This is a genomic window from Enterobacter cloacae complex sp. I2, from assembly GCF_014896205.1.
In the GTDB taxonomy this organism is placed as follows: domain Bacteria; phylum Pseudomonadota; class Gammaproteobacteria; order Enterobacterales; family Enterobacteriaceae; genus Enterobacter; species Enterobacter quasihormaechei.
Genome location: NZ_JADBRA010000016.1, coordinates 87,055 through 100,027, shown reverse-complemented (window position 1 = coordinate 100,027; position 12,973 = coordinate 87,055). Strand labels below are relative to the sequence as shown.

The window sequence follows — 12,973 nt, the reverse complement described above, 5'->3', positions numbered from 1 at the left end:
TGACTCCTCTGTGGGTCGGTTAGTCAGAAGAAGTAAAAAGGTACTTTACAGAAGCAATGTGCATTATTTCGTGATGCATCTCACCATGAATGAAAAAGATTGCAGTTAATTTCCATCAAATAGTGATTCACATCACATTAACAAGTTATATCGACGGGTGCTGCACAAAAGATAGACGCTATAAGGCACTGTGGATTGTTAACCTGGTGTCTATATTTATCTTTGCGCTAATCCATTCATTGGTACGGAGAATGCCATGACTGAAAAAACCGGTTTTGCACCTGCTGCTGCCCCGCATGCCTCAACCATTGTCTCAACCCCTGAAGAGGCCATCACCGCAGGCGAAACGTCGATTCCCTCTCAGGGAGAGAACATGCCGGCGTACCACGCGCGGCCAAAATCCGCCGAGGGCCCGCTGCCTATCGTGATTGTGGTTCAGGAAATATTTGGCGTTCATGAACATATTCGTGACCTCTGCCGCCGCCTGGCGCTGGAGGGTTATCTGGCCGTTGCGCCAGAGCTCTATTTCCGCCAGGGCGATCCGAACGATTACAGCGACATCCCGACGCTATTCAGTAACCTGGTCAGCAAGGTGCCGGACGCGCAGGTGCTTGCCGATCTTGACCACGTTGCCAGCTGGGCGGCGCGCAACGGCGGCGACCCGCACCGTCTGATGGTGACCGGCTTCTGCTGGGGCGGGCGCATTAGCTGGCTGTACGCCGCGCATAACCCGCAGCTGAAAGCCGCCGTAGCCTGGTACGGCAAACTGGTGGGTGAAAAGACCCTGAACTCGCCGAAGCATCCGGTTGATATTGCTACCGATCTCAATGCCCCGGTGTTAGGGCTGTATGGCGGTCAGGATACCGGTATTCCGCTTGATACCGTCGAGACCATGCGCCACGCGCTGCGGGCGGCAAACGCGAAGGCCGAAATCGTGGTGTATCCCGATGCCGGACACGCGTTTAATGCCGATTATCGTCCGAGCTATCACGCGGAATCGGCGAAAGATGGCTGGCAGAGAATGCTGGCGTGGTTTAGCCAGTACGGCGGGAAAAAAGCATAAAAAAAGCCCGGTGGCGGCTGCGCCTTACCGGGCCTACTGGCAGGCCGGGTAAGCGATAGCGCCACCCGGCAATCCAGCACCACTACGCCTGACGCAGATTCTGCGCTGCCTTTACCATATTCGCCAGCGCGGCGCGCGTCTCCGGCCAGCCGCGGGTTTTCAGGCCGCAGTCCGGGTTTACCCACAGGCGTTCCGCCGGGATGCGCTGGGCGGCTTTCCTCAGCAGCCCTTCAATCCACTCCACGCTCGGCACGTTCGGGGAGTGAATGTCATACACGCCCGGCCCAATTTCGTTCAGGTAGTCGAACTCTTCAAACGACTCCAGCAGCTCCATGTCTGAACGCGAGGTCTCGATGGTAATGACGTCGGCGTCCAGCGCGGCAATGGAGTCCATGATGTCGTTAAATTCGCAGTAGCACATGTGGGTGTGGATCTGCGTGTCATCCTTCGCAACGGCGGCGTTAATGCGGAAGGCTTCCACGCCCCACTGTAAGTACGCATCCCAGTCGCTGCGACGCAGCGGCAAACCTTCCCGCAGCGCCGGTTCGTCGATCTGAATGATGCCAATCCCCGCCGCTTCCAGATCCGCCACTTCATCGCGCAGCGCCAGCGCGATCTGTTTGGCAATCGTCTCGCGCGACACGTCTTCGCGCGGGAACGACCAGCAGAGAATGGTCACCGGGCCGGTCAGCATGCCTTTTACCGGTTTATCGGTCAGAGACTGGGCATACTTCGCCCACTCCACGGTAATCGCCGCCGGGCGGCTGACGTCACCGATCACTACCGGCGGCTTCACGCAGCGGGAGCCGTAGCTCTGCACCCAGCCGTTCTGGGTAAAGACGAAGCCGTCCAGGTGCTCACCAAAATATTCCACCATGTCGTTACGCTCGGCTTCACCGTGCACCAGCACGTCCAGCCCGAGGCGTTCCTGCTCAATAATCGCCTGCTTGATGTGTTCCGCAATGCCGGTGCGGTAATGATTCGCGTCCAGATTGCCCTTTTTGAAGTCCAGACGCAGGCCGCGGATCTCGGTAGTCTGCGGGAATGAACCGATGGTCGTGGTCGGCCACGCGGGCAGGTTGAAGCGGGCGCGCTGGGCTTCGGCACGTACCTCGTACGGGCTCTGGCGCTGGCTGTCCCGGGCGGTAATGGCCGCCAGACGCTTTTCCACCGCCGGGTTGTGCACGCGAGCCGAGTGACGACGCGCCTGGATTGGGGCGCTCCAGTCGGCAATCGCCGCCGTATCGCCGCTGTTGAGCGCATCGCGCAGCAGCGCCAGCTCTTCACATTTTTGCAGGGCGAAGGCAAACCAGCTTTTCACTTCTTCGTCCAGGCGGGTCTCCACGCTCAGATCGATCGGACTGTGCAGCAGAGAACAGGACGAAGCCACCCACAGCTCGCGTTTACCGACGATGTCTTTAATTTGCGCGTATTTCTCGGTCAGATCGGCGCGCCAGACGTTACGACCGTTGACCAGACCGGCGGAGAGCAGCCAGTCCGCAGGCAGACGCTTATGCAGATCCGTTACGTCGTCTTTACCGTGAACGAGGTCCACGTGCAGGCCCTGAACCGGCAGCGCGGTAATGGTGTCGAGGTTCGGCGTCACGCCTTCGAAATAGGTGGTCAGCAGCAGCTTCACCTGGCCAGTGAGCGCGTCATACGCCGGTTTAAAGGCATCCAGCCATGCCTGCGGCAGCTCAAGCACCAGCGCCGGCTCGTCGATTTGCACCCACTGGATGCCGCGTTTGCCGAGCTCGATCAGCACCTGCTTATAAACCGGCAGAATATCGTTCAGCAGGCTGAGGCGGTCAAACGGTTCGCCTTTCACTTTGCCCAGCCACAGGTAGGTTACCGGCCCCAGCAATACGGGCTTCACCTGATGGCCCAGCGCCAGCGCTTCGTCCACTTCATCCAGAAGCTGCGTCCAGGTCAGCGCAAACTGCTGGCCCTTAACGAACTCCGGCACCATATAGTGATAGTTGGTGTTAAACCACTTGGTCATTTCCGCCGCTGCCGCTGGCTCACCCGTTGGCGCACGACCACGGCCGATGCGGAACAGGGTGTCGATATCTACCGATCCATCGCTGTTCTGATGACGAGCCGGCACGTTGCCAAGCAGCAGGCTGGTGGTCAGAACATGGTCGTACCAGGCGAAATCGCCCACCGGCAGCAGGTCAACGCCCGCCTGTTTTTGCTGATCCCAGTGACGGGCGCGCAGCTCGCGGCCCACCGCCAGCAGTTCTTCACGGGTGGCGTTACCCGCCCAGTAGCTTTCTTGCGCTTTTTTCAGCTCGCGACGCAGGCCAACGCGAGGGAAACCGAGAGTGTGAGAGCGGATTGTCATGGCATACCCCTTGTAGAAATTCGTTATTTAGACGTCCAGATGTTTACACTTCTATAATTGGCAGGTACTGTATATTCCTCAAGCGCAAAATGTTCATGGCGAAGTGAAGGACTTTCATGATCGAGATAAAACACCTGAAAACGCTACAAGCGTTGCGGAACTGCGGTTCTCTTGCGGCGGCAGCGGCCACGCTGCACCAGACTCAGTCTGCCCTTTCTCACCAGTTCAGCGATCTGGAACAACGCCTCGGTTTTCGTCTTTTTGTGCGTAAGAGCCAGCCCTTGCGCTTTACGCCGCAGGGCGAAATTTTGCTTCAGCTGGCGAACCAGGTGCTGCCGCAGATTGCCAGCGCGTTGCAGTCCTGCAATGAGCCGCAGCAGACCACTCTGCGCATTGCCATTGAGTGTCACAGCTGTATTCAGTGGCTGACTCCCGCGCTTGAGAACTTCCGCCAGAAGTGGCCGCAGGTGGAGATGGACTTTAAATCCGGCGTTACGTTTGATCCGCAGCCGTCGCTTCAGCAGGGTGAGCTGGATCTGGTGATGACCTCAGACATTCTGCCGCGCAGCGGCCTGCACTATTCGCCGATGTTTGATTTTGAGGTGCGTCTGGTGCTGGCCCCGGATCATCCGCTGGCCGCCAAAACGCGCATTACGCCGGAAGATCTTGCCAGCGAAACGCTGCTGATTTACCCGGTACAGCGCAGTCGTCTGGATATCTGGCGCCATTTTCTGCAACCCGCAGGCATCAGCCCTCAGCTGAAAAGCGTGGACAATACCCTGCTGCTGATCCAGATGGTGGCGGCCAGAATGGGGATCGCGGCGCTGCCGCACTGGGTGGTCGAGACGGTTGAACGCCAGGGTCTGGTGGTCACCAAAACCCTGGGTGAAGGACTGTGGAGCCGGCTGTACGCTGCCGTGCGCGACGGCGAGCAGCGTCAGCCGATTACGGAAGCGTTTATTCGCTCAGCGCGGAACCACGCGTGCGACCATCTTCCGTTTGTGCGGAGCGCGGAGCGACCCAGCGGCGATGTACCCACAGCGAAGCCAGGATCACCGTTCCCCCAATAAGGAAGCTCGGCCAGTGCGGCTGTTCCTGCCAGATGGCAAGATTTACCAGCAGCCCCGCCGGGACGTGTACGTTGTTCATGATCCCCAGCGTTCCGGCGTCTACCTGCGTAGCGCCGTAGTTCCACATAAAGTACCCCAGCCCCGACGCCACCACGCCCAGCCAGACCAGAACGCTCCACTGCACGGTAGTGGTCGGCAGCCTTTGCGGATTGCCGAGCAGAAACCACGCCGCCACCGCGACAATCGCCGCGCCCACATAGAACCATGCAAACGCGTTATGCTGCGGCATCGGGCGGGTTTCCATCAGGCGTTTGTAACCCACCATCCCGATGGCGAAGCTGATATTGGCGAGCTGGACGAACATCAGCCCGGTCCAGAAGTGATCGCTCACCTTGTCGTAGCGAATGATCGCCGCGCCAATCACCGCCAGCGCGGCGCTCAGAAGATATCCCCAGCGCAGGCGGCGCTTGCTGAGCAGGTCGTAAATCAGCGTGATATAGAGCGGCGTCAGGACGGTAAAGAGCAAGAATTCCGAGACGGACAGGTAGACGTAGGCCCGAAAGCTGAACAGATACATGATGCCGAGCTGCATCGCGCCCACCAGCATGTACAGAAGAAGGGTTTTCAGCGATTGCCCGCGGGTGCGCAGGAACGGCAGAAATACCAGCGCCGCCAGCCCTACGCGCATCAGCACCGAGAAGTAGCTGTCGACCGATCCGGCAAGGTATTCGCCAATCAGGCTAAAGGAGAAGGCCCACAGGATAGTGGTGATAATGAGTAGCGCCACAATGCTTGTCTCTCAGAAAGAAGGACAGGCATTGTAGCGAACTCTTTAGTTGACAACTGAGCAATAAATAATCAAATGAAGATTATTCAAGGAACAGCTTGCGCAAATACTTAGGCACCGCGTTATCGGCGTTGGTGCCGATCACTTCCAGCTCCGGGTGCAGGTCTTTAAGGCGCTGGTGCGCGTTCTGCATGATGCAGCCTTTGCCCGCCATGGAGAGCATCTCGGCATCGTTCATGCCATCGCCGAACGCGATGCAGTCTTTCAGCTCAAAGCCCAGACGTTTTGCCACCGCTTCCAGGGCGTGGCCTTTGGACACTCCGCCCGCCATCACTTCCAGACAGGTCAGCGTGGAGAAGCTCACGTTGACGCGGTCGCCCCAACGGGCGTTGATCGCCTGCTCCAGCGGCAGCAGCGCTTCGTGGCTTTCGCAGGTAAAGAACACTTTGCTGATCCCCTCCGGATCCAGCAAACCCGGCTCATACAGCGAGTAGTTGAATACCGCTTCCTTGAAGAAGCGCATTTCGTCCGGGCGATGACGGTTCATAAACCATTCGTCGTCACGGTAAACGTTGGTGACGATATCCGGGTTGTTATGCACCACGCCGAACAGATCGGCGGCGATATCACGATCCAGGTTATGGGTGAAAATGAGGTTGCTGTCCGTGTCGTGTACGCGAGCACCGTTGGAGGTGATCATGTACGATTTGATTTCCAGGTTATCGCGGATCTGCCCCACGTCCACGTGGTGGCGGCCGGTGGCGAAGACAAAGTTCACGCCGCGGGCGGTCAGGAGTTTTAAGGTCTCTTTCGCGTAAGGCGACAGGGTGTGGTCGGGGGAAAGCAGCGTGCCATCTAAATCAGATGCAACAACCTGGTACATAGGGATTTAAACCTCTGGTGAAAACAGTAATCAGTTATGCCTGTTGAAAAATTCAACAATAGCGTTGAGCGCGACTGAGCGCATAGCGTCCTTTTCGAAAAGGATCTCATGGTACGCGCCGTTAATGACAAGCGGTTTACCCCCTTCACACGGGTGGCCCGCCGCGGCGCGCAGTTCACAATATCGATCGTGCATGCGGTTATCCACCACACGCTCTTCCTCCGCCTGAATCAGAAGCGTCGGCGTATCATCATCACCCACGCCCGCCAGCACCTGCTCGCCGGCGTGAATGCCTTCCCGCACCCAGTGCCAGGTCGGGCCACCGACGCGTAATCGCGGCTCATCGGCATAGAAGCGCAGGTTACGGCGATAGCGCTGCCGGCTGTGGGTTAACACGTTGATGGCAAACGGCAGCGCCCGCCAGCGCCCTGTCCCGATGGCATAATTTTCCCGAATGCGCTGATGGCCCTCAGCCCAGTCGAGAAGATGTCGTACCATCCAGTCAGGGAAGCGAATCACAATGCCATACATCGGCGCGGTAAGCGCGATGGCATCGCACTGGTGATCGTAGCGCTGCAAAAACAGCGTGGAAATGGCACCGCCCATGGAGTGCGCCAGTATATAGCGCTTGCGCCACGGGCCTGGCTGCACTTCCTGCTCCCAGAACGCGGCGAAATCGTCGACGTAATCGCTGAAGTTATCCACGTGGCCGCGATGGGTATCCGGCAGCAACCGGCCTGAAAGCCCCTGCCCGCGATGGTCGATAATTAATACGTCGAAGCCCAGATGGAACAGGTCATACGCCAGCTCGGCATATTTGACGTAACTTTCGATACGGCCGGGGCAGACCACAATCACCCGGTCATTTTTTTCATCACGGAAACGAACGAAGCGTACCGGGATCCCTCCGACGCCCGTAAATTCATCTTCCTCTCGCTGGCGCCAGAAATCGCTCAGCGGCCCCATGGAGAAAGCCGCAAATGCGTTTTCTCGTGTTTCCCAGTCCTTTTTCTGCTGAAACATTGGGTTTCCACCCCCCGTAATCCAGGGAATATAGTTTTTTTCGTCATCGGTCACAAAATGACTCAACAATAGCGTATTGTGGCATAAAAACAGACGATCCGGGAGTTTCAAATGACCTTCGAGTGGTGGTTCGCTTACCTGCTGACATCCATCATCCTCAGCCTTTCACCCGGCTCCGGGGCCATCAATACCATGACCACCTCCATCAACCACGGCTATCGCGGCGCGGCGGCGTCGATTGCCGGTTTACAGACCGGGCTTGGCATTCACATTGTGCTGGTGGGGATTGGCCTGGGGACGCTGTTCTCCCGTTCGGTGCTGGCGTTTGAAGTGCTGAAGTGGGCCGGTGCGGCGTATCTGATTTGGCTGGGCATTCAGCAGTGGCGCGCGGCAGGCTCAATTGACCTGAATACGCTCTCCCGGACGCAAACGCGCGGCCATCTGTTTAAGCGCGCGGTGTTCGTTAACCTGACCAACCCAAAAAGCATCGTGTTCCTCGCCGCCCTGTTCCCGCAGTTTATCGTACCGCATCAGCCTCAGGTCATGCAGTATGTGGTGCTAGGCGCGACCACCATTATTGTCGATATCATTGTGATGATTGGTTACGCGACGCTGGCGCAGCGAATTGCGGCGTGGATCAAAGGGCCTAAGCAGATGAAGGCCCTGAACAAAGTCTTTGGTTCGCTGTTTATGCTGGTTGGCGCGCTGCTTGCGTCAGCGCGTCATGCTTAGCGAGAAATGATGAGATGAATGCCGAAGCCGGCGAACAGCGCGCCGGCAAAGCCGTCGATCCACTTCGCGATACGCTGATAGCCGCGACGCATTGCCGGTAAGGCGAACAGGCTGGCAACAATAGTGAACCAGGCGAACGTCTCAACGACGATTAGCAGGAAGATCCCCCAGCGCGCGCCCGCGCCGACGCTGTCACCCACAAACAGCGAGAACACGGAGCCGAAATAGATAATCGCTTTCGGGTTCGCCAGGTTGGTCAGGAGTCCTTTCACAAAGCTGCGTCCGCCCGTTGCCAGCTCAACCTTTGGCTCTTCCGGCTTTTTCTCTTCTTTCTTCAGCGCCCCGCGCAGCATCTGATAGCCCATCCAGCATAGGTACAGTCCACCGCCGACCATAATGATGTTGTGTAGCCACGCCATCTTAGCCAGGATCAGGTTCAGCCCGAGCAGCGCAACCGCCGCCCAGACCATGACGCCCATGGTAATACCGAGCACACCCATCATCGCCTCTTTACGGGAGCGGCTGACGGCCGTTTGTGACACGAAGAAAAAGTCAGGGCCAGGGCTCATCAGCGCAACGATGTGCACTAACGCCACGGTGAGAAATAGCATTAACATAATTAGCTCGCGGGGAAATAATTCAGTGAGTCATCATCCTGGCACTTTTTCGCCCGGCTGACTACTCCTCATCATCACCATCGGCGTGAGAGCGGATGAGCGCCATAAATTCTTTACCAAAGCGCTCCAGCTTGCGCGTACCGACGCCGTTGACGCTGAGCATTTCGCTGGCGCTGAGCGGCATCTGCTCGGCCATCTCAATCAGCGTCGCGTCGTTGAACACCACGTATGGCGGGATGTTCTCTTCATCCGCAATGGCTTTACGCAGCTTACGCAGCTTGGCGAACAGCTTGCGATCGTAGTTGCCGCCGTAGGATTTTTGCATCACCCGCGGCTTGAGGGCGACGACGCGCGGAACGGCGAGCTTCAGCTCCACCTCGCCGCGCAGGACCGGTCGCGCCGCTTCGGTGAGCTGAAGCGCAGAGTGCTGGGCGATATTTTGCGTGGCAAAGCCTAGGTGGATCAGCTGGCGGATGATGCTTACCCAGTGCTCGTGGCTCTGATCTTTACCGATGCCGTAAACCGGCAGCTTGTCGTGACCCATGTCGCGGATACGCTGGTTGTTGGCACCGCGCAGCACTTCCACCACGTAGCCCATCCCGAAGCGCTGGTTCACGCGTCCGATAGTCGAGAGCGCTTTACGCGCGTCCATCAGGCCATCGTATTGCTTTGGTGGGTCGAGGCAGATATCGCAGTTGCCGCACGGCGCCTGTCGTCCTTCACCAAAGTAGTTGAGCAGCACCAGACGGCGGCAGGTTTGCGCTTCGGCAAAGGCCCCCATCGCGTTGAGCTTGTGGCGTTCGATATCCTGCAACTGCCCCTGCGGTTTTTCCTCCAGACAGCGGCGCAGCCACGCCATATCCGCCGGATCGTAAAACAGCATCGCTTCCGCTGGCAGGCCATCACGCCCCGCGCGGCCGGTTTCCTGATAGTAGGATTCAATGTTGCGCGGAATGTCGAAATGCACCACAAAGCGCACGTTGGGCTTGTTGATCCCCATCCCGAACGCCACCGTCGCGACGACGATTTGCAGGTCGTCGCGCTGGAATTTCTCCTGCACCTCGGCGCGGATGTGGTTCTCCAGCCCGGCGTGATAGGCCGCGGCGCTAAAGCCGCGGTTTTGCAGACGCGCGGCGGTGTCTTCCACCTTCGCGCGGCTGTTGCAGTAGATAATGCCGGACTTGCCGCGCTGCTCCTGCACGTAGCGTAAGAGCTGATCCAGCGGCTTGAATTTTTCCATCAGCATGTAGCGGATATTCGGCCGGTCGAAGCTGCTGACCTGGATATACGGATCTTTCAGCCCCAGCAGGCGAACGATATCCAGACGCGTGGTGTCATCCGCCGTGGCGGTAAGCGCCATAAACGGCAGCTCGGGGAAGCGCTGACGCAGCTGGCCGAGCGCGGCATATTCCGGGCGGAAGTCGTGCCCCCACTGGGAGATACAGTGCGCTTCATCCACCGCCAGCAGGACCGGGTTCCAGTGCGCCAGGTTTTCGAGGAAGTTGTCCAGCATCAGACGCTCTGGCGCGATATACAGCAGACGAACCTGTCCGGTGCGGCACCCGGCCATCACCTCTTGCTGCTGCTCGCGAGTTTGCGTTGAGTTAAGACAGGCCGCCGCCACGCCGTTGGCGAGCAGCTGGTCGACCTGGTCTTTCATCAGGGAAATAAGGGGCGATACCACGACCGTCAGGCCGTTAAGCACCAGCGCGGGCACCTGATAGCAGAGCGATTTACCGCCGCCGGTCGGCATCACCACCAGGCAATCGCGGCCTTCCAGCACGGTTTCAATGATGGTTTCCTGGCCAGGACGGAACTGCTGGTAGCCGAAGGTTTCATGCAAAACCTGTTTAGCCAGCGATTCCTGATTCAATACTTCCGCCTGCGCCACGTTAACCCCATATGCCAGAAATGAAACAGGCGCTATTTTCAGCGCCTGAGAGAGAAACTTCAACGTTTAACGCAAAAACATTCGAGCAGCTTAGAAAATATCGTTCAGCATGACGCCCACACCGACGCGGGTCTGGTTGAAGTTGTAATCGATCAGCGATTCGCCGTAGCCGCTATACACCTGGGTATAGAGACGCACGTGTTTCGTCACCGGGTAGCTCAGGCCCAGCTCAGCGCCGCCGTATCCGGTGTTCCAGTTGTACTGACCTTTGGCGCTCAGCACCGCGTCACCCAGCTGATAGCCCACCTTGAGCTGATAGTAGCCCATGTATTTGGTGATATCCGGATTGTCATCGGTGCTGCCCACCACGTACCACGGCTTCACTTCCACCATGAAATTGCCGTTCTGCGCCATCAGACGCGTATAGACGCGGTTCCAGCTGCGTGAGGTTGGGTCGGAACGACCGTTGGAATCGTGGTTATAACCCACCTCTACGTCGCGCAGCGTCCAGCCTGCAAACTCATAATCGGTGGCGAAACCGAGGAACAGCTGCGGCTCATAGTTGGTTTCGCGGAACGGTGAAGATTCGCCGCTGTTGGAGAGCTGCCACCATGACTTCTGCGTGTAGGACGCGCCAAGCACCGAGTTCGGCCCCAGGATGCCGCGCCAGAACGGGAAGGCGAGGCTGAGCTGGAACTTCACCTCATCTTTACGCGCATTATCAGACCAGTTATAGGAACTTATCGCCTCTTTGTTGAGATCGCTGGTCTGGGTGTAGATCACGTAGTTTGTGTCATAGGGGTACAGCGTGAACGGATTGTCGTGCTCCTGAAGCATATTGGCGATGATGCTGCCCTGAACGGCAGGTTTATCATGCACTTCTTTGATCGTCGCTTCCTGCGCATATGCTGTGAGGGGCAGCGCAACCGCCGCCAGTAACCAACCCAGATACGTCCGCATCGGTGGTGTTCTCCTGAAATTGTGACATTTAATGAATAGTTTTGTCTGCGCATTCTACAGACTTCTGCGATAACTTCCGCTTCCTCGTTTCTTAAAGTGGCATTCCTTTATCCTGAAGCATAAAATCAACATTTTATTAACAATAAGGATGCCACGTCTGATGTCAGCCACGCTAACCGCCGAAGAAACATTAAAACTCGTGGGCGAGATTTTTGTGTACCACATGCCGTTTAACCGTGCACTGGGTCTTGAGCTGGAACGATACGAAAAAGACTTTGCTCAGCTTAGCTTCAATAATCAGCCAATGATGGTGGGCAACTGGGCGCAAAGCATTTTGCATGGCGGGGTGATTGCCTCTGCGCTGGACGTGGCGGCCGGTCTGGTGTGCGTGGGCAGCACGCTGACGCGCCACGACACCATCAACGAAGATGAGTTACGCCAGCGCCTGTCGCGCATGGGAACCATCGATTTACGCGTCGACTACCTGCGTCCAGGACGAGGAAACCGCTTTACCTGCACCAGCAGCCTGCTGCGTGCCGGGAATAAAGTTGCCGTTGCCCGCGTTGAGCTGCATAACGAAGAGCAGGTTTATATCGCCAGCGCAACCGCCACTTATATGGTGGGTTGAGGCGGCAAATTCGGGTAAAATTGATTCACTTTTTTGTAACGGATTTTCCCGATGGATGCTAAACAGACGCGGCAGGGCGTTTTACTCGCCCTTGCCGCTTATTTTATTTGGGGTATCGCGCCGGCGTACTTCAAGCTTATCGCCTATGTCCCGGCGGACGAAATCCTCACCCACCGCGTCATCTGGTCGTTTTTCTTTATGATCGCGCTGATGAGCATCAGCCGTCAGTGGTCAGGCGTCAAAACGCTGCTGAAAACGCCGAAGAAGGTCTTCCTGCTCGCGCTTTCCGCAGTGCTGATCGGCGGCAACTGGCTGCTGTTCATCTGGGCGGTGAATAACCATCATATGCTCGAAGCGAGCCTGGGGTACTTCATTAACCCGCTGGTGAACATCGTGCTGGGGATGATTTTCCTCGGCGAGCGCTTCCGTCGGATGCAGTGGGTGGCGGTGATTCTGGCCTTCTGCGGCGTGCTGGTGCAGCTGTGGACCTTTGGCTCGCTGCCGATTATCGCCCTCGGCCTGGCGTTCAGCTTTGCCTTCTACGGCCTGGTGCGTAAGAAGATTGCGGTGGAAGCGCAGACGGGCATGCTGTTTGAAACCCTGTGGCTGCTGCCGGTCGCGGCAATCTATCTGTTCGGTATTGCCGACAGCGCCACCAGTCACATGGGCAGCAACCCCTGGTCGTTAAACCTGATGCTGATGGCCGCAGGCGTGGTCACGACGATTCCCCTGCTGTGCTTCACCGGTGCGGCAACGCGCCTGCGTCTCTCCACGCTGGGCTTCTTCCAGTACATTGGCCCGACGCTGATGTTCCTGCTGGCGGTGGTATTTTACGGCGAAGTGCCGGGTGCGGATAAGATGGTGACCTTCGCCTTTATCTGGGTAGCGCTGGCCATCTTTGTTGCGGATGCGATCTATACCCAGCGCAGGACCCGCAGAGGGATGTAGTGCTTTTTTGCCGGATGGCGGCTGCGC

At 57.7% G+C, this 12,973-nt stretch carries 12 protein-coding genes; 5 read left to right on the top strand and 7 right to left on the bottom strand.

Translation table 11 applies throughout. From position 1 onward, the window contains the following. The first annotated feature begins 256 nt into the window (after positions 1-256). Positions 257-1,063, top strand: coding sequence for a dienelactone hydrolase family protein (locus IM300_RS15170; protein ID WP_063452185.1), 807 nt, complete (start codon positions 257-259; stop codon positions 1,061-1,063). An 82-nt stretch (positions 1,064-1,145) separates the two neighbouring features. Here IM300_RS15170 and metE read toward each other — a convergent pair whose 3' ends face one another. Then, positions 1,146-3,407, bottom strand: a complete 2,262-nt coding sequence (gene metE / locus IM300_RS15165; protein WP_193037146.1) for a 5-methyltetrahydropteroyltriglutamate--homocysteine S-methyltransferase — start codon at positions 3,405-3,407, stop codon at positions 1,146-1,148. A 116-nt stretch (positions 3,408-3,523) separates the two neighbouring features. On the opposite strand from metE, the gene metR reads away from it, so the two are divergent. Beyond that, positions 3,524-4,477 (top strand): HTH-type transcriptional regulator MetR, encoded by a 954-nt coding sequence (gene metR / locus IM300_RS15160; RefSeq protein WP_063868862.1) that lies wholly within the window; start codon positions 3,524-3,526, stop codon positions 4,475-4,477. Here metR and IM300_RS15155 read toward each other — a convergent pair. The 3 genes from IM300_RS15155 to pldB all read right to left on the bottom strand — a co-directional run bounded on the left by IM300_RS15155 (position 4,365) and on the right by pldB (position 7,170). Further along, positions 4,365-5,264, bottom strand: a complete 900-nt coding sequence (locus tag IM300_RS15155; RefSeq protein ID WP_063452182.1) for a carboxylate/amino acid/amine transporter — start codon at positions 5,262-5,264, stop codon at positions 4,365-4,367. The two genes, metR and IM300_RS15155, sit on opposite strands and share 113 nt — an antisense overlap. Positions 5,265-5,346: 82 nt before the next feature. Continuing rightward, entirely contained in the window at positions 5,347-6,147 is an 801-nt protein-coding gene (gene yigL, locus IM300_RS15150; RefSeq protein WP_193037144.1) for a sugar/pyridoxal phosphate phosphatase YigL, read from the bottom strand. Between the two features lie 30 nt (positions 6,148-6,177). After that, positions 6,178-7,170, bottom strand: coding sequence for a lysophospholipase L2 (pldB, locus tag IM300_RS15145; RefSeq protein WP_063452180.1), 993 nt, complete (start codon positions 7,168-7,170; stop codon positions 6,178-6,180). 111 nt (positions 7,171-7,281) lie between these two features. On the opposite strand from pldB, the gene rhtB reads away from it, so the two are divergent. After that, positions 7,282-7,902: a homoserine/homoserine lactone efflux protein gene (gene rhtB / locus IM300_RS15140; protein WP_028014786.1), complete on the top strand. Its 621-nt coding sequence runs from the start codon at positions 7,282-7,284 to the stop codon at positions 7,900-7,902. Here the strand turns inward: rhtB and rhtC are convergent. From rhtC to pldA, 3 genes are all read right to left on the bottom strand, one after another. Next, complete coding sequence (gene rhtC, locus IM300_RS15135) at positions 7,899-8,519, bottom strand: threonine export protein RhtC (protein WP_010426287.1); 621 nt, start codon at positions 8,517-8,519, stop codon at positions 7,899-7,901. The genes rhtB and rhtC overlap by 4 nt on opposite strands. 61 nt (positions 8,520-8,580) lie before the next feature. Further along, positions 8,581-10,410 (bottom strand): ATP-dependent DNA helicase RecQ, encoded by a 1,830-nt coding sequence (recQ, locus tag IM300_RS15130; protein ID WP_063868856.1) that lies wholly within the window; start codon positions 10,408-10,410, stop codon positions 8,581-8,583. 90 nt (positions 10,411-10,500) lie between these two features. Then, positions 10,501-11,370 (bottom strand): phospholipase A, encoded by an 870-nt coding sequence (gene pldA, locus IM300_RS15125; RefSeq protein WP_063452178.1) that lies wholly within the window; start codon positions 11,368-11,370, stop codon positions 10,501-10,503. A gap of 160 nt (positions 11,371-11,530) precedes the next feature. Between pldA and yigI the strand changes: the two genes are divergently transcribed. Together yigI and rarD are read left to right on the top strand one after the other, a co-directional pair. Next, the gene (gene yigI, locus IM300_RS15120; protein ID WP_006812366.1) at positions 11,531-11,998 is read left to right on the top strand and encodes an acyl-CoA thioesterase YigI; all 468 of its coding nucleotides are present in this window, start codon (positions 11,531-11,533) and stop codon (positions 11,996-11,998) included. 51 nt (positions 11,999-12,049) lie between these two features. Further along, positions 12,050-12,946 (top strand): EamA family transporter RarD, encoded by an 897-nt coding sequence (gene rarD / locus IM300_RS15115; RefSeq protein WP_193037142.1) that lies wholly within the window; start codon positions 12,050-12,052, stop codon positions 12,944-12,946. Positions 12,947-12,973: the final 27 nt, after the last annotated feature.

What these genes read in the sequence shown, in the direction of transcription:
- rarD (WP_193037142.1), top strand. Translation starts at nt 12,050, where the DNA reads ATGGATGCTAAACAGACGCGGCAGGGCGTTTTACTCGCCCTTGCCGCT.
- rhtB (WP_028014786.1), top strand. Translation starts at nt 7,282, where the DNA reads ATGACCTTCGAGTGGTGGTTCGCTTACCTGCTGACATCCATCATCCTC.
- metR (WP_063868862.1), top strand. Translation starts at nt 3,524, where the DNA reads ATGATCGAGATAAAACACCTGAAAACGCTACAAGCGTTGCGGAACTGC.
- rhtC (WP_010426287.1), bottom strand. Translation starts at nt 8,519, where the DNA reads ATGTTAATGCTATTTCTCACCGTGGCGTTAGTGCACATCGTTGCGCTG.
- pldB (WP_063452180.1), bottom strand. Translation starts at nt 7,170, where the DNA reads ATGTTTCAGCAGAAAAAGGACTGGGAAACACGAGAAAACGCATTTGCG.
- metE (WP_193037146.1), bottom strand. Translation starts at nt 3,407, where the DNA reads ATGACAATCCGCTCTCACACTCTCGGTTTCCCTCGCGTTGGCCTGCGT.
- yigI (WP_006812366.1), top strand. Translation starts at nt 11,531, where the DNA reads ATGTCAGCCACGCTAACCGCCGAAGAAACATTAAAACTCGTGGGCGAG.
- IM300_RS15170 (WP_063452185.1), top strand. Translation starts at nt 257, where the DNA reads ATGACTGAAAAAACCGGTTTTGCACCTGCTGCTGCCCCGCATGCCTCA.
- yigL (WP_193037144.1), bottom strand. Translation starts at nt 6,147, where the DNA reads ATGTACCAGGTTGTTGCATCTGATTTAGATGGCACGCTGCTTTCCCCC.
- pldA (WP_063452178.1), bottom strand. Translation starts at nt 11,370, where the DNA reads ATGCGGACGTATCTGGGTTGGTTACTGGCGGCGGTTGCGCTGCCCCTC.